21 protein-coding genes and 2 pseudogenes are annotated in these 25,529 nt (G+C 64.7%); 13 read left to right on the top strand and 10 right to left on the bottom strand.

Features of this window, described 5'->3' with window-relative positions; all coding sequences use genetic code 11:
• Positions 1–26: 26 nt before the first annotated feature.
• The 3 genes and pseudogenes from H8S57_RS13855 to H8S57_RS17440 form a co-directional block, all read right to left on the bottom strand.
• On the bottom strand, positions 27–641 hold the full coding sequence (locus tag H8S57_RS13855; protein ID WP_186908625.1) for a (4Fe-4S)-binding protein: 615 nt from the start codon (positions 639–641) through the stop codon (positions 27–29).
• Positions 642–678: 37 nt separating this feature from the next.
• A pseudogene (locus H8S57_RS17445) lies at positions 679–897 on the bottom strand (transposase); the annotation flags it as partial.
• Between the two features lie 71 nt (positions 898–968).
• Positions 969–1,142 (bottom strand): annotated as a pseudogene (locus tag H8S57_RS17440) (transposase); the annotation flags it as partial.
• A 232-nt stretch (positions 1,143–1,374) separates the two neighbouring features.
• Between H8S57_RS17440 and recG the strand changes: the two are divergent.
• Positions 1,375–3,492, top strand: coding sequence for an ATP-dependent DNA helicase RecG (gene recG / locus H8S57_RS13850; protein ID WP_186908624.1), 2,118 nt, complete (start codon positions 1,375–1,377; stop codon positions 3,490–3,492).
• Positions 3,493–3,593: 101 nt separating this feature from the next.
• Positions 3,594–3,977 (top strand): C-GCAxxG-C-C family protein, encoded by a 384-nt coding sequence (locus H8S57_RS13845; protein ID WP_186908623.1) that lies wholly within the window; start codon positions 3,594–3,596, stop codon positions 3,975–3,977.
• 48 nt (positions 3,978–4,025) lie between these two features.
• Here the strand turns inward: H8S57_RS13845 and H8S57_RS13840 are convergent, their stop codons facing one another.
• Both H8S57_RS13840 and H8S57_RS13835 read right to left on the bottom strand, forming a co-directional pair.
• On the bottom strand, positions 4,026–5,387 hold the full coding sequence (locus H8S57_RS13840; RefSeq protein WP_186908622.1) for a DUF4179 domain-containing protein: 1,362 nt from the start codon (positions 5,385–5,387) through the stop codon (positions 4,026–4,028).
• A 2-nt stretch (positions 5,388–5,389) separates the two neighbouring features.
• Positions 5,390–5,854, bottom strand: a complete 465-nt coding sequence (locus H8S57_RS13835; RefSeq protein ID WP_186908621.1) for a sigma-70 family RNA polymerase sigma factor — start codon at positions 5,852–5,854, stop codon at positions 5,390–5,392.
• 134 nt (positions 5,855–5,988) lie between these two features.
• Here H8S57_RS13835 and mutY point away from each other — a divergent pair, with 134 nt between their 5' ends.
• The 5 genes from mutY to H8S57_RS13810 all read left to right on the top strand — a co-directional run bounded on the left by mutY (position 5,989) and on the right by H8S57_RS13810 (position 11,304).
• A complete protein-coding gene (gene mutY / locus H8S57_RS13830; protein WP_186908620.1) occupies positions 5,989–7,014 on the top strand; it encodes an A/G-specific adenine glycosylase in 1,026 nt (341 codons plus the stop codon).
• A gap of 47 nt (positions 7,015–7,061) precedes the next feature.
• A complete protein-coding gene (locus H8S57_RS13825; protein ID WP_186908619.1) occupies positions 7,062–8,420 on the top strand; it encodes an aldehyde dehydrogenase in 1,359 nt (452 codons plus the stop codon).
• Between the two features lie 278 nt (positions 8,421–8,698).
• Positions 8,699–8,911: a hypothetical protein gene (locus H8S57_RS13820; protein ID WP_186908618.1), complete on the top strand. Its 213-nt coding sequence runs from the start codon at positions 8,699–8,701 to the stop codon at positions 8,909–8,911.
• A 20-nt stretch (positions 8,912–8,931) separates the two neighbouring features.
• Positions 8,932–9,825: a radical SAM protein gene (locus H8S57_RS13815; protein WP_186908634.1), complete on the top strand. Its 894-nt coding sequence runs from the start codon at positions 8,932–8,934 to the stop codon at positions 9,823–9,825.
• A 69-nt stretch (positions 9,826–9,894) separates the two neighbouring features.
• Positions 9,895–11,304 (top strand): MATE family efflux transporter, encoded by a 1,410-nt coding sequence (locus H8S57_RS13810; RefSeq protein WP_186908617.1) that lies wholly within the window; start codon positions 9,895–9,897, stop codon positions 11,302–11,304.
• A gap of 11 nt (positions 11,305–11,315) precedes the next feature.
• Here H8S57_RS13810 and H8S57_RS13805 read toward each other — a convergent pair whose 3' ends face one another.
• Positions 11,316–12,218 (bottom strand): RluA family pseudouridine synthase, encoded by a 903-nt coding sequence (locus H8S57_RS13805; RefSeq protein WP_186908616.1) that lies wholly within the window; start codon positions 12,216–12,218, stop codon positions 11,316–11,318.
• Positions 12,219–12,344: 126 nt separating this feature from the next.
• Between H8S57_RS13805 and hemW the strand changes: the two genes are divergently transcribed.
• Together hemW and H8S57_RS13795 are read left to right on the top strand one after the other, a co-directional pair.
• Positions 12,345–13,556: a radical SAM family heme chaperone HemW gene (hemW, locus tag H8S57_RS13800; RefSeq protein WP_186908615.1), complete on the top strand. Its 1,212-nt coding sequence runs from the start codon at positions 12,345–12,347 to the stop codon at positions 13,554–13,556.
• Between the two features lie 450 nt (positions 13,557–14,006).
• Positions 14,007–17,033 carry a phosphodiester glycosidase family protein gene (locus tag H8S57_RS13795; RefSeq protein WP_186908614.1) on the top strand — a complete coding sequence of 1,009 codons (3,027 nt, stop codon included), beginning with the start codon at positions 14,007–14,009 and terminating at the stop codon, positions 17,031–17,033.
• A gap of 130 nt (positions 17,034–17,163) precedes the next feature.
• Here the strand turns inward: H8S57_RS13795 and H8S57_RS13790 are convergent, their stop codons facing one another.
• Together H8S57_RS13790 and H8S57_RS13785 are read right to left on the bottom strand one after the other, a co-directional pair.
• Positions 17,164–17,445: a GIY-YIG nuclease family protein gene (locus H8S57_RS13790; RefSeq protein ID WP_186908613.1), complete on the bottom strand. Its 282-nt coding sequence runs from the start codon at positions 17,443–17,445 to the stop codon at positions 17,164–17,166.
• 41 nt (positions 17,446–17,486) lie between these two features.
• On the bottom strand, positions 17,487–17,975 hold the full coding sequence (locus tag H8S57_RS13785; protein ID WP_186908612.1) for a DUF6530 family protein: 489 nt from the start codon (positions 17,973–17,975) through the stop codon (positions 17,487–17,489).
• 117 nt (positions 17,976–18,092) lie between these two features.
• On the opposite strand from H8S57_RS13785, the gene spoVAC reads away from it, so the two are divergent.
• Positions 18,093–18,536: a stage V sporulation protein AC gene (gene spoVAC, locus H8S57_RS13780; RefSeq protein WP_186908611.1), complete on the top strand. Its 444-nt coding sequence runs from the start codon at positions 18,093–18,095 to the stop codon at positions 18,534–18,536.
• Positions 18,537–19,116: 580 nt separating this feature from the next.
• Here the strand turns inward: spoVAC and H8S57_RS13775 are convergent.
• Entirely contained in the window at positions 19,117–19,779 is a 663-nt protein-coding gene (locus H8S57_RS13775; protein WP_186908610.1) for an HD domain-containing protein, read from the bottom strand.
• A 107-nt stretch (positions 19,780–19,886) separates the two neighbouring features.
• Between H8S57_RS13775 and H8S57_RS13770 the strand changes: the two genes are divergently transcribed.
• From H8S57_RS13770 to H8S57_RS13760, 3 genes are all read left to right on the top strand, one after another.
• Positions 19,887–20,342, top strand: coding sequence for an RrF2 family transcriptional regulator (locus H8S57_RS13770; protein WP_243204836.1), 456 nt, complete (start codon positions 19,887–19,889; stop codon positions 20,340–20,342).
• An 89-nt stretch (positions 20,343–20,431) separates the two neighbouring features.
• Positions 20,432–22,339 (top strand): acyl-CoA dehydrogenase family protein, encoded by a 1,908-nt coding sequence (locus tag H8S57_RS13765; RefSeq protein WP_186908609.1) that lies wholly within the window; start codon positions 20,432–20,434, stop codon positions 22,337–22,339.
• Positions 22,340–22,359: 20 nt separating this feature from the next.
• Positions 22,360–23,574, top strand: a complete 1,215-nt coding sequence (locus H8S57_RS13760) for an FprA family A-type flavoprotein (protein WP_186908608.1) — start codon at positions 22,360–22,362, stop codon at positions 23,572–23,574.
• 395 nt (positions 23,575–23,969) lie between these two features.
• On the opposite strand, the gene metA is transcribed toward H8S57_RS13760, so the two are convergent.
• Positions 23,970–24,884 (bottom strand): homoserine O-acetyltransferase MetA, encoded by a 915-nt coding sequence (gene metA, locus H8S57_RS13755; protein ID WP_186908607.1) that lies wholly within the window; start codon positions 24,882–24,884, stop codon positions 23,970–23,972.
• Positions 24,885–25,529: the final 645 nt, after the last annotated feature.

Genomic DNA, 25,529 nt, shown 5'->3' with positions numbered 1-25,529 from the left:
AAGAGGCATCTTTTTGACGGGGCCGGTCACACGGGCAGCGCGTTTTTCCGCCGGACCGTCCGGAGAGGGGCGAGGCGCTGGTCCACCATGGCCTTGGACTTTGCCGGATAAGCCTTGGCGTGCTGGGAGCACCGGGCGATGCGGCGCATGCACAAAAAGCAGCGCTCCGGGTCAGTGTGCTTCGGGTCGTCCGGGGAGATGGACCGGGCCGGACACTGGGCGGTGCGCAGGCCGCAGGCGGTGCAGGTCTCCGACACGGCGGGGACGGCCCGGGAGATGGAGCGCTCCGCTACCAGCGCGGCGGAGGCGGCCACCCGGAATCCCTGGGCCGCCACGCAATCGTTCAGCTCCAGCAGGGCGTCCTCAAAGGCACGGTTGACATAGACGGCGGCGGTGACGGCCGGCGTACCTTCACCGGTACGGTTTTTGAGCCGCTGCGTCATGAGGGCGGACAACCGGCCGCCGAAGACCGGCCCGGCAAAGAGGACCGCGTCCTGCGGGCCGAAGGTCCGGCCCGTCGGTGCGGGGAGAGTGAGGTCCAGCTCGTCGATGCGCCTGGCCGGCCCCTCCGCCAGCAGCAGAGCTGCCCTGCGGGTGCCGCCGGTGGGGCTGAAGTGGACAACCGTGAGATGCTTTCGCACAAAACAACCCCTTTCGTGATGGAAGATGAACTGCGCTTCCACTTCCGTATTCTTTCGCAACAGCTTTCCACTGGAAGCCTGTCCGCAAGACATAGAATATCCCTTCCAGGGCTTTTCGGGCAGGCAGAGGTGGCCGTCCCTGGCCGGGCTTGTTCTTATAGGCCTTTTTCGGATCGCGTTCCCTTGGGGGAATCTCATCCCTCACTGCTTCCCACAACTCATCTGATATCGTCCATGACGTGTATGAGTTTCCCATTTCCTGTTACCCGAGGTTATTTTACCGCCCTTTTCCTAATTTGGGGATGGGCGTTTAATCGCAAAAATCGCATTAACATCACCGGAGCCATTTGGCGGGGAGTCAATCCCGGCGTATGCTGCCAGGGCTTTCTTAAATTGGAAACGGCGCACATTTCCAATCTACCCCATGAGTTGCGGACCAAGGGCTGGGTCAACGCCGAACATTTTCATGACAATGGGATATTCCGGTAGCCGGGAAATGATACGAAAAATTGCAGAGGATTTTTCCGTATCGATTATCCAGCTCCCGTATGGCCTGTTCTGAGCGCTCGAAAAACAAAGCAATGATTTTTTTCTCTTACAGCAATCGTACCGCCTCCTTTCCGGCTTCACCCATATACTACGGTTTTCGCGGCAAAAACTACATCCCTTGCCCGGCCGACCCAAATATGCTATACTGCGCACAGCGATGGAGCATTTGCAGAGGGGGGAGACGATGACGCTGCGCTTATCCACCGGCGTGGGGGAACTGCCTGGGGTAGGCCCGGCCCGGAAGCGGAGCCTGGAGAAACTGGGGCTGCGGACCGTAGGGGATCTGCTGAGCTACTATCCCCGCTCCTATGAGGACCGGCGGAGGACCGTGAAGCTCTGCCAGGCCCCGGAGGGGATACCGGTGTGCATCCGGGCCATGGTGGCCCAGCCGCCCCGCCTTTCCCGCATCCGCAAGGGCCTGACCCTGACCAAGGTGCGTATCGCAGACGACACCGGCGCGGCCACGGTCACCTTTTTTAATCAGGATTATATCAGAGACGCCCTGCGCACCGGGGAGGATTATGTTTTCTACGGGGCCGTGGAGGGGAGCGCCGGATCCCGGAGCATGACCAACCCGGCCTTCGAGCGGGCAGAGTGCAGCCGCTTCACCGGGCGCATCCTGCCGGTCTACCCCTTGACCAAAGGGGTCTCCAACAACCTGCTGGCAGGATTGACCCTGCGCTGCGTGGAGGCGTGCGCGGACGAGACGCCGGAGAGCCTGCCGCCGGAGGTGCTGCGGGATAACGGCCTGTGCGGCGCGGCCTGCGCCTGCCGCAGCGTCCACTTTCCGGAGAGCGAGACCGCGCTGGAGCAGGCCCGGCGGCGGCTGATCTTCGAAGAGCTGTTTACCCTTACCTGCGGCCTGGCGCTGCTGCGTACCCGGCGGGAACAGGCGGCGGGAGCGGCGTTCCGGCGCGCGCCCCTGGCAGAGTTTGAGGCGCTGCTGCCCTTCCCCCTCACCGGCGCCCAGCGGCGGGTGATGGAGGAGGTGGCGGCGGATACCGCCTCCGGCGCGCCGATGAACCGGCTGGTGCAGGGGGACGTGGGCTCCGGCAAGACCATGGTGGCGGCCTTTGGAGCCTGGCTGGCCGCGCGGAGCGGCTTCCAGTGCGCCCTGATGGCCCCCACGGAGCTGCTGGCCGAGCAGCATTTCCGCTCTCTGGAGCCTCTGCTTGCCCCCGCGGGGGTGCGCCTGGGGCTGCTGACCGGTTCGGTGAAGGGGACGGCCCGGAAAGGAGTCTATGCCGCGCTGGAGCGTGGGGAGATCGACCTGGTCGTGGGTACCCACGCCCTGTTGAGCGAGGCGGTGGCCTTTGCAAACCTGGGCCTGGCGGTGGCCGACGAGCAGCACCGCTTCGGCGTGGCCCAAAGGGCCGCGCTGGCGGCAAAGGCGGGCCGGACGCCCCACGTGCTGGTCATGTCCGCCACCCCCATCCCACGTACCCTGGCCCTCATCATTTATGGGGACCTGGATGTGAGCGTGATCGACCAGCTGCCCCCCGGCCGCACGCCGGTGGAGACCTATGTCGTGGGCGAGGACAAGCGGCAGCGGATGTACGGGTTTGTCCGCCGGCTGGTGGGAGAGGGGCGTCAGGCCTACCTTGTCTGTCCCGCCGTGGAGGAGACGCAGGAGCGCGCGGAGGATACACGCCCCCCCGCGGCGGGACCGGACGGGCCGCCGGAGGCGGCGCCCTCTGCCGCGCTGACCGCCGCCGTGCCTTACGCGCAGTACCTGCAAAACGAGGTCTTTCCCGATTTGCGGGTTGGCCTGGTCCATGGGAGGATGAAGAGCCGGGACAAGGAGGGCGTCATGCGCGCCTTTGCCGCGGGGGAGATCGACGTGCTCGTGTCCACCACCGTGATCGAGGTGGGGGTGGACGTGCCCAACGCCGCCCTGATGGTGGTGGAGAACGCCGAGCGCTTCGGCCTGTCCCAGCTCCATCAGCTCCGGGGCCGGGTGGGCCGGGGAAAGCACCAGTCCTACTGCGTGCTGGTCACCGGCACGCAGCACCCGGAGAGCCGGGAACGGCTGCGGGTCTTGTCAAAGACCGCGGACGGGTTTAAAATAGCGGAAGAGGACCTGAAGCTGCGGGGACCCGGCGATTTCTTCGGCCAGCGGCAGCACGGCCTGCCCCAGCTGGGCATCGCGGACCTTGCGGGGGACGTGCGCCTGCTCAAGCAGGCGCAGCAGGCGGCCGAGGAGCTGTTGCGCTCCGATCCCGGGCTGCAGCGGCCGGAGCACGGAGCGCTGCTGGCACGGGTGAGGCGCCTGTTTGCGGAAAACCCGGACATGTTCAACTGAGACGGGGGACCGGAGCGGGCGTATGGTCCGACCGGAATGCCGCCCTGCGGCGGAGAGAGCGTGCAGGGCGACTTGATTTTTGAGAAGGAAGTGGAACCGTCATGACCAAACAGGAAAAGCTGGAGGCCCTGCGCGCCGACACCAGCGTACACTACAACTGCTGCCAGTCGGTGCTGATCCCGTTCTGCCGGGAGTGCGGCATCAGCGAGGAGACGGCCTACCGGCTGGGCAGCCAGTTCGGCGGCGGTATGAAGATGGGTTCGGTCTGCGGCGCGGTGACCGGGGCGCTGATGGTGCTGGGCATGACCGGCGCCGGGGAGGAGCGGGCCAAGCAATTCAAGGACGCCTTCCGGGCGGAGAACGGGGCGCTGGACTGCGCCAAGCTGCTGGCGCTGGGCCGGGAGAAGGGCATGCAGCGCAAGGAGCACTGCGACGAAATGATCCGCAACGCCCTGGAGCAGCTCCTGCACGAGCACAACGCGTAAACGCGGCGCCGCCGCCATCCGAAGACCAGGATGGCGGCGGCGCCGCGTTTAGGTCAGATCAAACGCCACGGGGACGGGGAACTCGGTGCGGCGGGAGAAGTACAGCGCCAGCTCCACGGTGTCCCAGGGGTAATCCTCGAGGATCAGCTCCGTGGCGAAATAGCCTTCCGGCAGTTCCGTTTCATCCTCCGTCCCCCACCAGAGGCCTCCGGAGGAAATGGTGCTGGAGCAGTTCAGGTCGTGCGTCTCCCCGTCGGGCGAACGGTAATGGCCGCCGAAGAGCTGATAGGAGGCGTGGAACGTCTCCGTATTGCCGGGCGGGTCGGGGGCGATGAGGGCGAGGCCCACCTGCCGGCCGATGCGGTGGACGCTGAGGTGCATATCCTCGGGCAGCGCGTCCAGCGCCGTACCGCGCTCCAGGTCCAGCGCCACGTATTCCCGCTCCGGGGCCAGCCAGGTGGCCTGGGTGATGTGAAGCGTCAGATGCTTCGGGTCCCGGAAGAAGGGGCTTTCGCAAAGATAGGTGTCCCCCATGGAGGCCAGCCCGCTGGCGGAGCCCTTCTCGTAGCGCACGCCGTTCTCGTCCTCCAGGTAGAAGTCCAGGGTCTGGAGCTGCTCGGCGTTGTCCGGGTCCTGTTCCAGATTCAGCCGGGCGTGGGTGGGGTAGAGCTCCAGAGAGACCAGGCGGATGCGGTTGCCGTCCAGCTCCACCCAGCGGTCCAAGGCGAGGGTGCGCCCCTGTTCCCGGAAGCGGGCATCCAGGGGGAACTCGAAGGTAAAGCGGGCGTCCGGCGTCCAGCTTTCGGGGTCGGTAACGCCGGGAAGATAGGCGCGGACTTCACAGTCCAGGCGCAGGGTCTCGGGGAAGGCGAAGTCCTCCGTGCCGATGGCCGCGGTGATGGCGTTGGACAGCTCGCCGGGGGCGACGCTGCTGCTCATAAGAGAAAAGCCCTCCAGTTCCTCCCCGTCGGGGCCCTTCAGCTTCGGACGAAGCTCCATGAGGGAGGCGTCCTCCGGACCGGTGACGGTGACGAAAAAGATCAGCTGGGCCGGGTCCGCCATGAGGTAGTTCAGCGTCATGGTGACGCCGTTGGCGCTTTGGGTCTGGTCGATGCGCTGGGCGTAGTCGTGCTCCACGGCGGTGGAGAGGGTGGGGGAGAAGGATACCGCGGCGGCCAGCTCCTTTAAGACCGGGATGTGGGAGCAGGCCAGCGCAAAGGGCGCGGACAGGTTTACCAGCAATACGAACAGGGCCATGGCCCCGGCAAGGCTCCCCAGAGGCACGCCGAAGCGGCGCAGGCGCCGGCGGCGCGCCCGGCGGGCCCTGGCCCGCTGCACGGTATACGCCAGCGCGGACGGATGCTCTTCCAGCTGTGCTTGCAGGGCGGCGTATTCTTCCATGCGGTCCATGTTCAAACCTCCTCGCTCAATTCCAGCTTCAACAGGGACAGGGCTTTCCGCTGCCGGGTGGACACGGTGCCGGGCGGCAGGCCCAGGGCCCGGGCGGTCTCCGCCAGGGTCAGCCCCTGAAAATAACGAAGGGTGATCACCGCACGCAGTTCCCGGGGCAGACGGCCCACGGCCTGACGCAGGGGCAGCGCGTCATATGCCTGCGCCGCCGTCTCAGGCAGCTCGGGCACCGCGATCTCGCGCCTGCGGCGGCGCAGCTCGGTATTGCAGACGTTGATGAGGATACGGGTCAGCCAGGTGTCGAAATACTCCGGCTGACGCAGCTTTTTGTGGGCGCAAAGGCCCTTGTACACGGTCTCGTCCACCGCGTCCAGGGCGTGGGCTTCGCTGCCCAGATAGAGATAGGCGGTGCGGTAGAGCTTCCCCTTCAGAGCCTCCACGCGCTCGATATACTCCTGTTCCTGCAAGGGCGGCGCCCCCTTTCAAGACGTTCCGATGATTAGACGTTCCAGCGGGACGTTTTCATTGCATGGATTGAAAAAAGTTTTGCTTCCATATATAATGATGGCGCATGCAATCGAAGCACACGGAGGGATTCGGTTTGAAATCCTTGGAACAACTGCCCCTGCCCCTGCTGGAGTGGTACCGGGACAACGCGCGGACGCTGCCCTGGCGCAGCGACCCCACCCCCTACCACGTCTGGATCAGCGAGATCATGCTCCAGCAGACCCGGGTGGCGGCGGTGCTGGACTACTACCGCCGCTTTCTGGAGGAGCTGCCCACGGTACAGGCGCTGGCGGCGGTGGAGGAGGACCGGCTGCTGAAGCTGTGGCAGGGGCTGGGGTATTACAACCGGGCCCGCAACCTGCAAAAAGCCGCGCGGACCATCGTGGAGGACTTCGGCGGGCGCTTTCCGGACACTTATGAGGCCATTCTGTCGCTCCCCGGCATCGGGGAGTACACGGCGGGGGCCATCGCCTCCATCGCCTTCGGCCGCCCCGTCCCGGCGGTGGACGGAAACGTGCTGCGGGTCGTGGCCCGGATCACCGGCGACCGCGGGGACATCGCCCGGCCGGAGACCAAAAGCCGCATGCGCGCGGCGTTGCTGTCTATCCTGCCCCAAAGCATGCCGGGCGATTTCAATCAGGCCCTGATGGAGCTGGGCGCTACGGTTTGCCTGCCCAACGGCGCGCCGCTGTGCCGGCGCTGTCCGGCCCATGCCTTCTGCGCCGCCCGGATCGGGGAGCGGACGGGGGAACTGCCCGTCAAGGGAGGAAAAGCGGCGCGGCGGGTGGAGGAGCGCACGGTGTTCCTGATCTTTTTTGAAAACCGGGTCGCGCTGCGCCGCCGTCCGGCGCGGGGCCTGCTGGCAAAGCTCTGGGAGTACCCCAACGAGCCTGCGCCCGCCCCCTGCCCCGTGGAGGCCGCCGCGCTGGCCGACGGCCCGGCGGGAAAGCACATTTTCTCCCACATCGAATGGCGCATGCGCTCGGTGGTGGTGCAGGCCGCGGGACCGGAGCTGCCTCCGGGCTGGGTCTGGGCGGACGGGGAGGCGCTGCGCGCGGAGTACGCCGTGCCGAACGCCTTTCGAAGCTTTGCCAAAGCGGTGGAGGAGCGGCTGAAGTGAAACAGCGGAGAAGCGCCCGCGGCGCGCGCCCGGAAAAGGAGGAGCCTATGCAGCAGACCGTCGCCGCCCAGCGGCGCTATTTTGAGAGCGGGGCCACCCGTCCCCTGACGTTCCGGCTGGAGATGCTCACCCGGCTGGAGCTGGGGCTGGCGCGCTGGGAGGAGGAGCTCCTCGCCGCCCTCAAGGCCGACCTGAACAAGGACCCCTACGAGGGCTATATGTGCGAGCTGGCCCTCACGCTGGGGGAGGTGCGCATGGCCCGCAAGCACCTGCGCGCCTGGGCCCGGCCCGCCCGGCGCAGCACCCCCTTGGCCCACTTCCCGTCCAAGAGCACGGTGTATCGGGAGCCCTACGGCGTGGCGCTGATCATGGCCCCCTGGAATTATCCGCTCTTTCTCACCCTGGCCCCCTTGGTATCCGCCATCGCCGCCGGGTGCTGCGCGGTGGTCAAGCCTTCGGCCTATGCGCCGGCCAGCTCCCGCGCGCTGGCCGGACTGCTGGGGCGGCTCTATCCCCCGGAGTATATCACGGTGATCGAGGGGGGCCGAGGGGAGAACGCCGCGCTGCTGGAGCAGCGCTTCGACTACATCTTCTTCACCGGCAGCCCTGCGGTGGGCCGGGCCGTCATGGCCGCGGCGGCGGAGCACCTGACGCCGGTGACCCTGGAGCTGGGCGGAAAATCCCCGGTGATCGTGGCCGCCGATGCCGACGTGGAGCTGGCGGCGGCCCGCATCGTCTGGGGCAAGTGCGTCAATGCCGGCCAGACCTGCGTGGCCCCGGACCATGTGTGGGTCCCGGAGGGGATGCGGGAGAAGCTGGTGGAGGCCATGGGGCGGCAGATCCGGCGCTTTTACGGGCCCGACCCCCTGGCGGGGGAGGACCTGCCGCGAATCGTCAATCGAAAACACTTCGACCGGCTGTGCCGGCTGCTGGAGAGCGGACGCACCGCCCACGGCGGGCAGACCGACCGGGAACGCCTGCGCATCGCCCCCACGGTGCTGGTGGACGTGACCGAAGAGGACGCGGTGATGGGGGAAGAGATCTTCGGCCCCATCCTGCCGGTGCTGACCTATTCCGACCTGGATGCGCTGGTCGGCCGTCTCCAGGGCAAGCCCCGGCCCCTGGCCCTGTACCTGTTCACCCGCAGCCGGGCCGTGGAGCGGCAGGTGCTGGGGCGGCTGTGCTTCGGCGGCGGGTGCGTCAACGACACGGTGGTCCATCTGGCCACGCCCCGGATGCCTTTCGGAGGGGTGGGCAATTCCGGCATGGGCCGGTGCCACGGCAAGGCGGGATTCGACACCTTTACCCATGAGAAAAGCATTCTGAAAAAGGGCCGCCTGGATCTTCCCGTGCGCTATCCGCCCTATGGAGCCAAACGGATCTCCACCCTGAAAAAGCTGATGTGACGCCGGGCCCCTGCGCGCGGGCGCTGCTCCGCCATGAAGCCGCCGGCCATGCCTCCGGCGGACCGGGGCACGCCCGGCCGCAGTCCCTGGCGGAAGGCACAGCGGCCTGGGCCTCCGCCGGACGTTCCCGCAGCGCTTCCGGCCGGCGCTCCGGCTTGGGCGAGCCGATCCGGCGGTCGTATCAAAACGAAAAGACCGGGGACACAGAGGCATCCCCCTTGGAACTTGGCAGTTGGAACAAACATGATGGACTTTTGGGTCGACAGCAGGGAGAAACAATGGATTTTTGTCAAAAACGGCTGGAATTGCGCCCAAGGCGGGGAATCACGCAGAGCGCCGCGGCAGCGGCCCCGGAGAGCGCGCTGCGTCAATACCAGCGGGTTGAAGCGGGAGAGCGGGGGGCTGCTCACCTGCGGCCTATCGCCGGCGGTCACGGCGTACCGGCCGATGGACTCATGGGGCGCACGGAGCGCCGGGAGGTCCGGCGGTGAGCGGCGGAGCGGACGCGCCGATGCGCTGCAGCCTGTGCCCACGCCGGTGCCATGCCCTGCGCACGGAGACGGCGGGGGCGGGGGCATGCCGGATGCCCGCCCTGCCGGTGGTGGCGCGCGCCGCCCTCCACCGCTGGGAGGAGCCGCCTATTTCGGGGGCGCGCGGCTCCGGCACGGTGTTTTTCTCCGGGTGCCCGCTGGGGTGCGTCTTCTGCCAGAACGAGCAGATCAGCCGCCGGGATTTCGGCAGGATCGTCACCGTGGCGCGCCTGCGGGAGATCTTTGGGGAGCTGATCGCCCAGGGGGCCCACAACATTAATCTGGTCAATCCCACTCACTTCGCCCACGCCGTGGCGCGGGCCCTGGAGGAGCCCCTGCCGGTGCCGGTGGTGTGGAACAGCAGCGGGTACGAGCGCTTGGAGACCCTGCGCATGCTGGAAGGAAAGGTGCAGGTCTATCTGCCGGACTGCAAATACGCCGCGCCGGCGTCCGCCGGGCGTTACTCCGCGGCGCCGGACTATCCGCAGACCGCCCGGGCGGCCATCCTGGAGATGTACCGGCAGACGGGGCCCTGCGTGGTGGAGGACGGGCTTTTGAAGCGGGGGGTGCTGATCCGGCATCTGATCCTGCCCGGCCGCCTGGAAGAGGCAAAAGCCGTCATGGATTGGATCGCGGAGCAGTTCCCGCCCGGCGCGGTGCTCTTTTCCCTCATGGGTCAGTATGTGCCCTGGGGCAGGGCGGCGGAATTTCCCGAGATCGACCGCCGCCTGCGCCCGTCCGAGGCGCGCCGTGCCGAGGCGTACATGGCTCAGCTCGGCCTGGAGGGCTTTGCGCAGGACCCGGGCGCGGCGGAAGCGGAATTCATCCCATCCTTTGACCTGACGGGGGTGGAGGGTACGCAGAAGCCCGGGTAAGCCCTGCCGGAGCCGGGGCAAAACACCCGGCCGGAGGCTGGGTGTCAATTCAGAAAAGGAAGGTTTGCAATGGAGCAGACGCAGAAACGGCGGGGGGACAGCCGCATGAAGGTCATGTGGCGGCTGTCCTGGCCCGCCATTATCGAGCAGATATTGGCCACCATGGTCAGCTACGTGGATACGGCTATGGTAGGCGTCATGGGCGCGGCGGGGACCGCCGCCGTATCAGTGAACGCCGCTCCCATCTGGCTGTCCGGCGGATTGCTGGTGGGCGTGGGCGTGGGGTACTCGGTGCAGGTGTCCAACGCCATCGGCGCGGGGGACGACGAGCGGGCCCGGCAGATCATCCGCCAGGGCGTGCTGGCCACCCTGGTGACGGGCTTTCTGGGCCTTTTGCTCTTCCAGGCGCTGGCCCCCCTGATCCCCCGGTGGCTGGGCGCCAAGCCGGAGGTGCTGCCCCAGGCGGTCTCCTACCTGCGGTGCTACACCATGGCCATGCCCTTTATCGCCGCCGGCTACATCTTCTCCGCCATCCTGCGGTGCATGGGCAATACAAAGGCCCCGCTGTACTTCAACACGGCGGCCAATCTCATCAATATCGTGCTCAACTTTTTCCTCATCTACCCCACCCGGACGGCCGTCCTCTTCGGGGCGCCGGTGACCCTCCCCGGCGCGGGGCTGGGGGTCACCGGCGCGGCCATCGCCTCCGCCGCCGCCCTGGCCTTCGCGGGGGGCGCGCTGCTCATCGCCGGGTTCCGGCAGGGGGAGCGCTTCCGGATCTCGCTGCACGACAGCTTCCGGCCCGACCGGGCCATCATCCGGCAGGCCGTCCACCTTGGGGTGCCCACCGCCGCCGAACGCTGCACCATCAATCTGGGCCAGATCGCCATGACCGCCGTGGTGGCCTCTCTGAGCACCGTGGCCCTGGCGGCCAACCATATCGCCACCACCGCGGAGGGACTGTGCTATCTGCCCGCCTACGGCATCTCCTTCGCGGGCATCGCCCTGGTGGGGCAGGCGGTGGGTGCGGGCAGCGCGGAAGACGCCCAGGCCTACGGCAGGCTGGCCGCCCTGCTGGGCTTCTTCCTCACGCTGGGCACGGCGGTGGCCCTGTTTCTGCTGGCCCCTTATCTGGCCGCCCTGTTCAACTCCGACGCCGAGGTGGTGGCCCAGGCTGCCCTGATGCTGCGCATCGTGTCGGTGTCCGAGCCCTTCTTCGCCCTGTCCATCATCCTGTCGGGCGCCCTGCGGGGCGCGCACGACGTGCGCTTCCCCATGGTGGTGGGGCTGCTCTGCATGTGGGGCGTGCGCATCGTGCTGGCGCCCATCCTGGTGTACCGGGCGGGCATGGGCCTGGCCGGCGTATGGACCGCGATGGCCGCAGACCTGATCCTGCGGGGCGTCCTGTGCGCCCTGCGCTGGCGCAGCGGGAAATGGAAGACCATCTGCGGGCTGGAACGGGCCGGGGTCCTGCGCTGAACGCGCCCGGCTCACTCCAGCAGCCGCTTCATATCCTCCGGCAGGGGGAGCTGCCAGGAAAGGGCCGCCCCCGTGATGGGATGGCGCAGGGAGAGGCGGGCGGAGTGGAGCGCCGGACGGGAAATGAGGGCGCGCTCCTCCGTGCCGTAGAGAAAGTCTCCGGTCAGAGGACAGCCCAGGGAAGCCATGTGGACCCGGATCTGGTGGGTGCGCCCGGTGTCCAGCTCCAGGCGCACCAGGGCGCGGCCATGGGCAGCGCACAGGACCTGGTAGCGGGTACGGGCGCTCTGCCCGGCGGGGTCGATCCGCCGTGCCATCAGCGAGCCGGGCACCGGGCCGATGGGGGCGTCCACGACGCCCTCCGCCGGGACGGGGACGCCCTGGCATACCGCCAGATAGCCCCGGCGAAAGGCACTCGTGTGCAGCGCGCGCTTGAGGCGCTCCTGCGCGTGGGGGTGCTTGGCGACCACCATCAGGCCGCTGGTGCCCCGGTCCAGCCGGTGGACGGGGTGATAGTCGGCGCACTCACCCGACTGATCGTAATAATACAGGAGAAAATTACCCAGCGTATCGTCAAAATGCCCCGGGCCCGGATGGCAGGGGACGCCGGGGGCCTTGTTGAGCACCAGAAGGTCCGCATCCTCGTACACGATGTCCAGCGCCCCGGGGGCAGACACGATGCCGCTGCGGCGCACATCGTCGGATACACGGACCGAGAGCAGCTGCCCCGCCGCCGCCCGCCGGTCCGTATGGACCCGCACGCCGTCCAGCAGGATACCGTCCTCCAGCCATTTGACGTGCCGGATGAGCGTACCGGAGAGCCCCAAGCCGCGGCGCAGCAGGGTATCCACTGTTTTGCCGGCCTGTTCCGGCGCTACGGTCAGCGCCAGACGGCGGGGCGCGTGTTCCGCCATGGTACCGCCTCCTTTCCAGGGAATCCATGGGATACAGTATAACATTGCCCGGCCTGCTTTTCAAATGCGCCGGGCTGTGCTATAATCCTTACGAACACGAAGGTACAGCAAAGCGAGGTGAGCCCCATGCCGGAAAAGCTGGGCCTCTATATCCACATCCCCTTCTGCCGCAGCAAATGCGACTACTGCGATTTTTACTCCCTGGCGGGACGTGAGGAGCGCATGGACGACTACCAGAAGGCCCTGATGACCCACATGAAGGAAACTGCGCCCCTGACCCGCGGCTGGCAGGTGGATACCGTCTATTTCGGCGGCGGTACGCCCAGCTTTTATGGCAGCCGCCGCCTGAAAGAGCTGCTGCGGCTGATCGGCAAGCGCTTCGATCTGGCCAAGGACGCGGAGATCACCGTAGAGTGCAACCCGGACAGCATAAACCGCCGGGATCTGATCGCCCTGCGCAGGGCCGGGGCCAACCGCATCTCCCTGGGGGTGCAGTCCGCCCACGACTGCGAATTGCAGAACCTCCGCCGGGCGCACACCTTCCGCCAGGCCCAGGAGGCGGTGGCGGCGGCCCGGACGGCGAAATTCAAGAACATCAGCCTGGACCTGATCTACGGGCTGCCCGGCCAGGACATGGAGGGGTGGCAGGATACGGTGGAGCAGGCGCTTTCCCTGCGCCCGGAGCATCTGTCCTGCTACGGGCTGAAGGTGGAGCCGGGCACGCCGCTGGACGACCGGGTGATCCGGGGAGAGCGGCTGCCCGACGACGACGTCCAGGCCGATTTGTATCTGTGGATGGTGGACCGGCTGGCAAGGGAGGGCTACCGGCAATACGAGGTCTCCAACTTCGCCCGCTCCGGCTTCCAGTCCCGGCACAACCTGAAATACTGGATGGGGCGGCCCTATATCGGATTCGGGCCCGGCGCCCACTCCGACTTCGGCGGGCGGCGCTACTCGTTCGTGCGGGACCTGGACCGGTATATCACCGGCGTGCTGGAGGGAGGCGCGGTCATCGACGAGTCTGAGCTCATCCCGCAGCGGGAGCGGGGGGGCGAGTATCTGATGCTCCGCCTGCGCACCACACGGGGCATCGAGGAGTGGGAGTACCGCAGGGAGTATTTCATGAACTTCGATCCCATCGAACAGCTTCTGGAAGAATACGAGCGGCAGGGCTGGGCCGAACGCCATGACCGCCGCTGGAATTTGACCCCGAAGGGGTTTTTGGTCTCCAACCAGCTGATCGGCGAACTGATGACCGCCCAGGAAGAGGCGACTTTGAACAATACCCTGCCCCGCCTGCGCCGGGGAAGGCCGGAGCAGAGCGCGCCCCAGCCGTAAGAAAAAGGTAAGAATTGCGGGAAATACTGCTTGAAAATGCAAGCGGCTTTCCGAGAGGCTGCAGCCCACCGCGCGTACTGCGCCGCCGCAAGCGCCCGCCCGCGGCCTTCCGTCCGGCGGCGGGCGCATGCGCGTCAAGGGGAGCGCGCGGCGCGGGAAAGCACTCCGGAGGGACCTTGGCGCGGAGACGGCGCTGAAACGCTGCCGGGGACGTTGTGTTATGCAAGCGTTTCTCGCATTCCTGCACGGACATCCGGCCGTTTGACCGAATACGAGGTTCCCGCCTGTTTACAGGCGGGAACTTTTGTGTTAACATAACGTCTGTTATCTCGTAAGCGCCGTACCCCCGGCGGGCAAGGGGCGATCGGGCGGTTCGGGCCGAGGCGGGCGCCGGCAGGCGTGCCGCCCCGCCTTCCCGGGGAGACCATGGAAACACACAGGAGGAACTGGATGAAGCGATGGATGCAACGGGGCGCGGCCTTCGGCCTGGCCCTTCTGATGACGGCGGGCGCGGCGGGCGCCTCGGCCTCCGATGCCCTGGGCTGGGAGATCCACACAGGGCGCGTGCCCCTGTCCCAGGGGACGGAGCTGGGAAAAAACATCTTCTGGAGCGATACTTACTCCGACCTGCGCACGGAGCACTACATTACCTATGCCCCGAATGAGAACGTCACGCCAACGGTGGCCTACGGCAGCAAGGTGCTCACCCGCGCCACCCTGACCAGCATGGCGCAGGGCCTGGAGAGCCAGGGCAGGCGGGTGGTCTCCGGCATCAACGGGGACTTTTATGTGCTGGCCACCGGCGCGCCCGTCGGGCTTTTGGTCACCGACGGCGTGCTGCGTTCCACCCAGCCCTACAACGTCTCCTGGGCCATCGGCTTCCGCGCCGACGGCACCGCCTTTATCGGCACCCCCAACGTGAGCGTGGCCGCCGTGTTGGGCGGGCAGGTCTACTCCGTCAGCGGCGGCGTGAACAAGGTGCGCAAGCCCTCCGCCTCCGACGGCAGCGGCGGGCTGACCCTGCTGACCAGCGATTTTGCCTCCACCACCCAGAACACCGAGGCGGGGGTGGATGTGATCCTGTCCCCGGCGGCCGACCCCGTCACCGGACAGGTCCCTCAGCTGAAGATCGGCAGCCAGCTGACGTGCACGGTGGAACAGGTGCTGGAGTCCACCGGCGCGGCGGCGATCCCGGAAGGAAAGCTGGTGCTCACGCTCAACGGCAAGGATAAGGCGGAGCTTTTGGCCGCCCTGCGCGCCCTTCAGGCGGGAGACACGGTGACGCTCTCCGCCACCAGCCCGGACAGCCGCTGGGACAGCGTGACCCAGGCGGTAGGCGGCATGTACAAGCTGGTCACGGGCGGCGTGGTGGAGAGCGGGCTCAACGCCGAGCAGACCGCGCGCTCCGCCGTGGGCATCAGGGCCGATGGCAGCCTGGTCTTTTACACCGTGGACGGCAAGCAGCCCGGCTACAGTGTGGGGGCCACCCTGACCCAGTGCGCCAAGCGTCTGGTGGAGCTGGGCTGCGTGGAGGCGGTCTGCCTGGACGGCGGCGGCTCCACCACGCTGGGCGTTACGTATCCCGACCAGAGCGGCATGCAGGTGATCACCAGCCCCTCCGACGGGACTCAGCGGGCCAATTCCAACGCCATCTTCCTGACCACTGAGCTGGCGCCGACGGGGGAGCTGGCCTCCTACTATGTGACCCCCGCCGACAGCATGGTGCTCTCCGGCGCAACGCTGAATCTGACGGCCACGGGGGTGGACAGCCACTTCTACGCCATGACCGGCGCGAGCGTGGGCTGGAGCGTGACCAGCGGCGGCGGAGCGGTGGATGACAGCGGTGTTTTCACCGCCGGGAGCGAGAGCGGCTTTGTTCAGGTCACCGCCTCCGACGGCCGGGCCTCGGGCAGCGCCTACATCACCACCGTGGCCACGCCGGACGCCATTTCCCTTACCCGGGAGGATACCGGGGACAAGGTGGAGGCGCTGAACCTGGACCCGGGCGAACAGGTCGACCTGAAGGCCTCCGCCGTCTATAAGAAAATGGCCCTGGTCAGCCAGGATGCTAATTATACCTGGACGGCGGATCCCGCGGTGGGCAGCGTGGATGCAAACGGCGTCTTCACCGCGGGGCAGGTGACGGCCAGCGGCGACCTGACGGTCTCCGCCGGCGGGAGGACCGTGACCGTCCCCATCAGCGTGGCGGGACATGTGAATACCCTGGAGGACTGCGAGGGCGATTTGTATGCCTTTGCCGCCACCGAAACCGCGTCCTTTGCATCGGAGAGCGATCTGAACTACGTGCGTTACGGACGCAAGAGCCTGCGCCTGGACTATGACGCCGCGGGCGGCGCCGCCAGCCTGACCGGCGTGCTGAGCATCCCGGCCGGGGAGCGCTATCTGGGCGTATGGGTGTATGGAGACGGCTCGGGCAATACCCTGCTGGCCACCATTACCGATCAGTCCTTCCAGTCCCGGCAGCTCCTGCTGACCGCGCTGGACTTCACCGGCTGGAAGCATGTCTCCGCCGCCCTGCCCGAGGGCGCCGTGGCCGTGTCCGCCCTCGACGTGATCTACGGCGGCGGGGAGGGCAAGCAGACGGGCACGCTCTGGCTGGACCAGTTTACCGTCTCCAACGAGGAGATGCACGATACCACGCCGCCCGCGCTCACCCTTACCGTCAGCGGCGCCGCCGTCAGCGCCAGGGTGACCGACGATGTGGACCGGAGCATTCCACAGAAAAACCTTTCCCTGACCTATGACGGCGAGCGCCTGGGCTTTACCTGGAACGAAAGCACGGGGACCCTGAGCGCCACCCTGCCCGCCGCCGATGCAGGCTATCACCGTGTGTCCGTCTCCGCCGCGGACGCCAGCGGCAACCTCTCCCGCGCCAGCGCCGACGTGCTGCCCGCCGGGGAGCGGACCCAGGTCTTCACGGACATGGGCGGCCATTGGGCGGACGCCTATGCCGCCTTCCTGTACGACGCCGGCGTCACCAACGGGGTGTCCGCCGCCGACGGCAGCCTGCTTTATCAGCCGGACAAGAACATTACCCGGGCCGAGTTCTTTGCCCTGACGGCCCGGTGGCTGGGACTGGATCTGAGCCAGTATGCCGGCGTGGAGCTCCCCTTTGCCGACAGCGCGGAGCTGCCGGGATGGGCCCTGAACGAGGTCAAGGCCATGTATGCCCTGGGCATCGTAAACGGGGCGCTGGAGAACGGGGTTTTGAAGGTCAAGGCCCTTTCCACCATCAGCCGGGCCGAGGCGATGGCCATCCTGGGACGCACCCAGGCCAAGGGCTATGCCCAGGCGGAGCTGACCTTTGACGATGCCGCGTTGGTGCCCTCCTGGGCCGCGGATTATGTCAAGAGCCTTGCCGGCCAGGGCGTGGTCAGCGGCTACAACAACCGGATCCGTCCCAATGACCCGCTGACCCGCGGCGAGGTGGCCAAGCTGCTTTACAGCATGCGGTAAGCGCCGCTGGGAAGGGGCGCGGCTGGCTTTCTGGCGGAAACGAGACAGAAGAGACGCAGAAAGGCTGTGGGGATTGCCGTCCGGGCAATCCCCACAGCCTTTCTGCCGTGTGCGGGGCGATCGGCGCCCCTCAGTAAAAGGACGCGCCCCGGGCACTCAGGCGGGTAACGTCCAGTTCCGCACGGAACTGGGCCTCGGCCTGCTCCGGCTCACGCGTTAGGGTCTCCAGCACCTCGAAGACGAAGCAATCCCGCCCGTATCGGCACCAGTCGTCGGCCAGGGCGGGAAGAAGCGGAGTGCCGGTGGATGCTGCAAAGGCAAAACGCTTGCGCCTGGCCACGGGGTCGGCGGCGGACAGCAACAGGAGACGGCCGGTGGCCGTGTTCCGGACGGCGCACACGCCGCCCGTCACCTCCCGCCCCCAGTAGGAAAAGCCCCTTTTGGTGCGGCGTCTTAGCCATGGTAACCCAGCTCCCCCAGAATGCGGGCAAGCACCGCCATCCGCTCGCCCAGCAGCTCCCCATCCCGTGCCAGGGCCTGCTGGAAGAGCTGCACATCCTCGTCGATGTGGCCGTTGCGCCGGCAGACCTCCACAGTCATGGCGTCCCCCTGAAGACCCACCCGGTCGATCTGAGGATGCTCCGGATCATAGCCCTTGGGAAAGCGGTAGGCCTCCTCCTGAAAATAAAGTTGGGCGCGGCAGGCAAGGATCGCCAGGTCCAGCACCCGGTGCAGGGGCAGTTCCTCCGATTGACGGGACCATTTTTCCCCGGTATACCGCCAGACTTTGGCGGAAATGTCCACGCGGCCCCGGTCGTTCCACTGGGCCAGTCCCAGGGAGAGGCCCTTTGCGTCGGAATCGTAAGCGGAGCGGCCGTCAATGCGCTCGTAATCCTCCGCCACGACCACCGGCTTGTGCTTCAGGTTGGTTGGAATATCCATGGTCAAGACTCCTGCCAGTAAATTAGTAATTTAGTAAATTACTAGAGGAATTGTAGCACGCATAAAGAAACCTGTCAAGGGAAAAGCTGTGATTGGATCAAAGGAGGTTGCCCATCCATGGATATGACCAACAAAGAATACGGCCAATACGTCAATTCCAAATCCAAGCCCTCACCCCTGTGGAAGAATCTGCTCTGGGCCTTTGTGACCGGCGGGCTGATCTGCACCGGCGGGCAGGGCCTGCTGAATCTGTTCCAGGCCTGCGGGATGAGCGAGACCGCCGCCGGTACCGCAGTGTCGGTGACCCTCATCTTTCTGGCGGCGCTGTTCACCGGCCTCGGCCTGTTCGACAAACTGGCCAAACATGCCGGAGCGGGTACTCTGGTGCCCATCACCGGATTTGCAAACGCGATGGTCGCCCCGGCCCTGGAGTTCAAGAGCGAGGGGCTGGTCATGGGCGTAGGGGCCAAGATGTTCGTGATCGCCGGACCCGTGCTGGTCTTCGGGATCAGTGCTTCGGTCCTCTACGGCGTGATCCTTCAGCTCTTTTTCCGGGGATGAAGAAAGGCGGACGGGCGCGGGAAATTCCCGCGCCTGTCCGCTCAAATTGATTTTTCCTACAAAAAGGTATTGACAAAAATGGAGCTCGGTAGTACAATATAGCCAGAAAGGAAGGAGTGAGTCCCGTGGGCTAGCAAAGCTCATAAAAGTCATTCGGTTCTTTTCATCCCCGCGCAGCGAATCGCAGGAAAATGAAATTCCGGTTGGTATCTGTTCCGAACCCCTGCTCAATGGAGTGAGCCGCACCAAAGGAAAGCCTCAGACGCGAGAATTTGCCGAAGACAGGATCCTAGCGTGCCGAAGTGTTACAGGAAACAGGGAACACGGGAATTTCTCCATCCTTTTGATTCCGGCGCAGCAAAATCCAGAGAAAGAAGAGGTAACGCGTAGTGATTGAACCCCAGGCTCAGGTGTAGCCCCCCGGTCACGCTGGATGGCCGGGGGGTTGTGCTGTGTCTGGGGGAACTTGCGCGGAAACCCTCCGCTGCGTGTGGGGTCGGAAAAAACAAGATCGGCAATCGGGCGCGGCCGGCCGGCCGCGCCCGATTCTGGTTTGACCCGTGCTGCAAGGCCGGGCGGATCAGAGCAGATTGAGTCCGTTGATGTCCAGCTTGAAGGTCAGCTCCAGAAACTCCGCCGCCCGGCGGCACAGGAGCATCCGCTCCAGAAAGATCTCAAAATAATCCATGACGGCGCAGAATTCCGTGTTGATGGTCAGGGACAGGGTGATGGTGCGCCGCTGCGCATCCAGCTCCAGATCCGAGCGCTCGGCGGCATAATTGACCCGGTCGTGGATATCGAAGCTCTGGTGTTCTTTATTGCGTACCCGGCTGCGGCGCACGTCGGTCTTGTCGGCCAGGATGAGGGCGGCGGCGATGGGGTTGACCGGGAAGGCGGTAGCGTCGTCGTGGTTGCCGATGGCGGTGATCACGGCGGCGGTTTGCTCCGGCTCCATTCCCATTTTGTCCAGGATGCGGAAGGCCATCACTCCGCCGGTAAGGGCATGGTCGTGGCGGTTGACCACATTGCCGATGTCGTGGATAAACCCGGCGATGCGGGCCAGCTCGGTATCCTGAGAACCGTACCCTAGCTGTGCCAGAATAGCGGCGGCGGTCTCGGCGCAGCGGGTCACATGGGCAAAGCTGTGCTCCGTGAAGCCCCGGGCCAGCAGGGAACGGTCCGCCTGCGTGATGTAGGTGCGTACCTCCGGATTCTGACGTACGTCTTCATAAGTGATGTTCATGGGGAGCGCCTCCTGTTCCAAATTGGATCGGTCACACGTCCATAGTATCGGAATTGCGCGGGTATTTCAACCGTTTTGTTTTTGCATACCAATTGGAGGAATAATACTTGACAAAATTTATCCAATATGATAAGGTAACGTCAGAACAGAAGGAGGCGGGGGTCATGCTCATCACGCGGGAAAGCGACTATGCACTGCGCCTGCTGCGCACGCTGCGGGACGGGGAGCAGTACAGCGTGGGCGAGCTGGCCCGGCGGGAGATGGTGCCCCAGCCCTTTGCCTACAAAATCGTCAAGAAGCTCTCGGCAGCCGGTATGGTGCAGGTATCCCGGGGGGCTGAGGGCGGCTGCCGGCTGACGGCGGACTTGACGCAGACCACGTTGTACGACCTGCTGCGCGCCATGGAGGAAGACAGCAACATCAGCTCCTGCATGGAGGCGGAATATGCCTGCCCCTGGCGGGCCGCGCATGGCGGCTGCTCGGTCCACGCAAGGCTGGGGGAAATCCAGCGCCGCTTGGATGCGCAGCTGCATGCGCACAGCCTGGAGGAGCTTTTGGCATGAGGGCGGGGCACCGTGCCTTTTACGTTGAATTTAGATAAAATTTATCTAATATAGGCATACCGTATGCATTGCAGAAGGAGGTTACCCAAATGTTGTTCCAGACCACACAGGACCACGAGGCGCTGCGCGCCAAGCTCCGCGCGTTTGCGGAGCGCGAGATCAAGCCCGTCGCATTTACCCTGGACCAGGGCAACCAGTTCCCGGACGAGGCGGTCAAGAAGCTGGGGGAGATGGGCCTGATGGGCATTCCCTACCCGGCGGAATACGGGGGCGCGGGACTGGACATGCTCAGCTACGCCATCGCCGTGGAAGAACTGGCCCGGGTGGACGCAGGCGCGGGCGTCATCCTGTCCGCCCACGTGTCCCTGGGCTCCTGGCCTATCTTCGCCTACGGGACGCAGGAGCAGAAGCGCAAGTATCTGGTTCCCCTGGCCAGGGGCGAGAAGATCGGCGCCTTCGGCCTGACCGAGCCAAACGCGGGTTCGGATGCCGGCGGCACCGAGACCACCGCCGTGGACCGGGGGGACCACTACGTCCTCAACGGGGGCAAGATTTTCATCACCAACGCCCCCAAGGCGGACACCTACGTGGTTTTCGCCGTCACCACGCCCGATATCGGTACCCGGGGCATTTCAGCTTTTATTGTGGAAAAAGGCTGGAAGGGCTTTGAATTTGGCGATCATTATGATAAAATGGGAATCCGGTCCTCCACTACGGCGGAGCTGATCTTCAACGATGTAAAGGTGCCCAAGGAAAACCTGCTGGGCCGGGAGGGCGACGGCTTCAAGATCGCCATGGCCACCCTGGACGGCGGGCGGATCGGCATTGCGGCCCAGGCGCTGGGCATCGCCCAGGGGGCTTACGAGTCCGCAGTGGAGTACGCCAAGGAGCGGGTACAGTTCGGAAAACCCATTGGCTTCCAGCAGGCGATCTCCTTTAAGCTGGCCGACATGGCCACCAAGCTCCGTTGCGCCCGGCTGCTGGTCTATTCCGCCGCCGACCTGAAGGAGCGCCACGAGCCCTACGGCATGGAGTCCGCCATGGCCAAGCAGTACGCCTCCGATATCGCGCTGGAGGTGACCAACGACGCCCTGCAGATCTACGGCGGCACCGGCTACCTCAAGGGCATGGATGTGGAGCGCATGTACCGCGACGCCAAGATCACCACGATCTATGAGGGGACCAACGAGATCCAGCGGGTGGTCATCGCCTCCCATATCCTGGGCAAGGCACCCAAGAGCGAGGGCGGCTCCTCCAGCCGGCCCAAGAAGCCCGCGCCCGTCACCGGCGTGCGCAAGAAGATCCTCTTCAAGGGAGACGCGCAGGAGAGCGTGGACGCGCTGGTCCAGGCGCTGAAGAAGGACGGCTACGACTTTACGGTGGGCATCCCCGCCGATACCCCCATCCCCCAGGCCGAGCGGGTGGTCTCCGCCGGTAAGGGCATCGGGCCGCAGAAGAACATGAAGCTCATTGAGGCGCTGGCCCACGCTGCCGGCGCGGCCATCGGCTCCTCCCGCCCTGTGGCGGAGACGCTGAAATACGTCTCGTTGGACCGCTATGTGGGCATGTCCGGACAGAAGTTTACCGGCAACCTGTACATCGCCTGCGGCATCTCGGGCGCCACGCAGCATCTCAAGGGCATCAAGGACGCCTCTACCATCGTGGCCATCAACAAGAACGGAAACGCCCCCATCTTCAAAAACTGCGACTACGGCATCGTGGGCGACGTGAACGAGGTCCTGCCCCTTCTGGCCGAGGCCCTTGGCACCGGCAAGAAACAGAGCGCGCCCCCCATGGTCAAGATGAAGCGGCCCCAGCCTCCCAGGGCCGAGCCCATTGGGCCCCGGTATATCTGCGGCGGCTGTGGTTATGAATACATTCCTGAATTGGGCGACGAGGACGCTGAGATCGCCCCCGGCACCCTGTTTGAAAAGCTGCCTGAGGACTGGGTCTGCCCGGAATGCGCGGAGGGCAAGCATCAGTTCATCCGGGCATGAACGCAGAAGGAGGAACGAACATGTACTGCGTACGCGAAGTGACGAAAGATCTGTATTGGGTAGGCGCCAACGACCACAGGACGACTCTGTTCGAAAATATCCATCCCATCCCCAGGGGCGTCTCCTACAACGCCTACCTCCTGCTGGATGAGCAGAGCGTGCTCTTCGACACGGTGGATTGGTCGGCCTGCCGCCAGCTGCTGGAGAATCTGGAGCACCTGCTGGGCGAGCGGGCGCTGGACTGCCTGGTCATCAACCATATGGAGCCGGATCACGGGGCCTCCATCGAGGAGCTGCTGCGGCGCTATCCCAATCTGAAGCTCATCGCCACCGAAAAGGCCTTCATGCTTATGCGCCAGTTCGGCTTCCACGTGGACGGTCATGAGCTGGTGGAGGTCAAGGAGGGGGATACCTGCACCTTCGGCGGGCATACCGTCACCTTCATTGCCGCCCCCATGGTTCACTGGCCGGAAGCGATGCTCACCTTTGACCGCGCGAATGGAGCGCTTTTCTCCGCCGACGCCTTCGGCTCCTTTATTGCTCTGGACGGCAAGCTTTTTAATGACGAGGTGGCGTTCGACCGGGACTGGCTGGACGAGGCGCGGCGTTATTTCACCAACATCGTGGGCAAATACGGCCCCCATGTCCAGAAGCTGCTGGGCAAGGCCGCGGGCATTCTGGACCAGATCAAGTTCGTCTGTCCCCTCCATGGGCCCGTATGGCGCTCCGACCTGGGCTATCTGATCGACAAATACGACAAATGGAGCCGCTACGCGCCGGAGGAGCAGGGCGTCATGATCGCCTATGCCTCCATGTATGGAAATACCGAGGCCGCCGCCCAGGCCCTGGCCGCCCGCCTGTGCGAGAAGGGCTGCACCAAGGTGGCCGTTTACGACGTATCCAATACCCACGTCTCCTATCTGATCTCCGAGGCGTTCAAGTACAGCCATATCGTGCTGGCCAGCGTGACCTATAACCTGGGGATCTATCCGGTCATGCACAACTTCCTCGCGGACATGAAGGCGCTCAACCTGCAAAACCGCACCTTCGCTCTCGTCGAGAACGGCTCCTGGGCCTGCAAGTCCGGGGACCTGATGCAGAAGTTCATTGATGAGGAAATGAAGAACATGACCGTGCTCAACGAGCGTCTGTCCATGGCCTCTTCGCTCCACGCCGACAAGGCGGTGGAGCTGGACACTCTGGCCGATGCCATCATGGACTCCATGCGCACATAAGCAGACCGGTAAAAGGGCGGGGCCCGCACATCTGTGCGGGCCCCGCCCTCAGCTTGTCGAAAAGGCTGCACGAACGTTTCCCCCCGACTTCTTGCCAAGCAGCCGGCAGAAATTTCATCAGAGGGGTCATTCCCAGGGCCGCAGCGTAAGAACAGGCGCCGGTGGCACATATTTGGTACAGACCGTGGCGGCACATCCGCCCCGGGGGAACCCGGTGTCCCTGGAAGGGACGGATTCTGATTTGCTTCCGCCGCCTGCCCGCGCCTGTGCCCGAGCGCCCTTGGGGTGCCGATGCGTGAAGGGGGAGCGCGCAAGCGCGGGATGGCCTTCTGGAGAGGCTAGAGTGCAGCCGCCCGCAGAGCGGCTCCTGGCGCGGAGATGCGGCGCAAGGAAGATTACAGCTGCTTCAGATCATACGGGGTCGTCTGGTAGACGTAGTAATTCAGCCAGTTGGTATAGAGCAGCTGGCCGGCGCTGCGCCAGCGGACCACCGGCACCCGGGTGGGATCGTCGCCGGGGAAGTAATGGGCGGGGACGGCGATCTCCAGACCCTTGTCCACATCGCGCCAGTATTCCCGGGCCAGCGTATCCGGGTCGTACTCCGGGTGGCCCAGTACGAAAAACTGCCGGCTGTCTTCCGTTTTTGCCGCGTACACCCCTGCCTCCGAGGAGGCGGCAATGAGCTCCAGATCCGGCGTGCTGCGGATATCCTGCTCCCACACCTCGGTATACCGGGAATGGGGCGCATAGAACACGTCGTCAAAGCCGCGGAACAGGGGAGAACTGGGTTTGAGTACCCGGTGCTCATAGACGCCGAAGAGCTTTTGGGGCAGAGTGCGTTTCTGGATGCCGTGATGGAAGTACAGCCCCGCCTGAGCTCCCCAGCAGATATGGAGGGTGGAGTGGACATGCGTACGGCTCCAGGTCATGATCTCACACAGCTCCGGCCAGTACTCCACCTGGTCGAATTCCAGGTTCTCCACCGGTGCCCCGGTGATGATCAGGCCGTCGAAATTCTGTTCACGGACCTGATCGAAGGTGGTGTAGAAGGAGGAAAGATGGTCCTCATCAGTATGCTGGGACTGATAGCTGGCCGTGCGCAGCAGCTCTACCTTGATTTGAAGCGGGGTGTTGGAGAGCTTGCGCAGGATCTGGGTCTCGGTGACGATCTTGGTGGGCATCAGATTCAGGATCAGCACGCTCAGCGGGCGGATGTCCTGGTGCATGGCCCGGTATTCGGTCATGACAAAGATGTTTTCGCTCTCTAATACTGCGGTAGCGGGCAGGGAATCTGGAATTTTAATGGGCATAAGGGCTCCCTCCGGTTTCTTGGATCAATAATAAAAGTAAAATAAGGGTATCATATTTGGAAGCCGACCGCAACCGGGAAACCGGGGCAAAAGAAAAACCGGGAAAAACGAAAAAAGGTGTTGACAATTGCCGCGGAAGCTGGTATTCTATCTGAGCGCCTTACGACAGGGCACTGAAACGCAAAGGAAAAGCGGAGATACCGAGCGGAACGCCGGACGGCCTTCGAATGGAATTTGAAAAAAGTGCTTGACAAAGCAAGACGCAAGTGCTAAACTAAATAAGTTCGCTTGAAGATAGGGAACAGGTTTTGAAAGAACAGAAATCAAACGTTTTTATGGGTAGAACCCTGAAAATGGCTGAAAAAAGTTCTTGACAAGCTCGAAAGAGCGTGGTAAACTAAACAAGTTCCGCTGCAAGAGCGAACGGCTTGAATGAAAGCCTGGAAGAACGAAAGTTCTGAAAAGAGGCTTGACAAGCAAAAGCGAGTGTGCTACAATGTAGCGCACCGCCGTCTGTAAAGACGACGACGCGTGCACCTTGTAAATTAAACAACGTGAAACTTGAAGCACCAGAAAAGGACGAGAAGTCCTTTCTAAGACAAGCAATTGGAATAGGAAGGCTCTTGACAAATTTCTTTGAAGCTA

The sequence above is a fragment of the Lawsonibacter hominis genome (genome assembly GCF_014287895.1).
Taxonomy (GTDB): domain Bacteria; phylum Bacillota; class Clostridia; order Oscillospirales; family Oscillospiraceae; genus Lawsonibacter_A; species Lawsonibacter_A hominis.
Note: the sequence above shows the minus strand (reverse complement) of the source record. Positions and strands in the feature narration are given on the sequence as shown.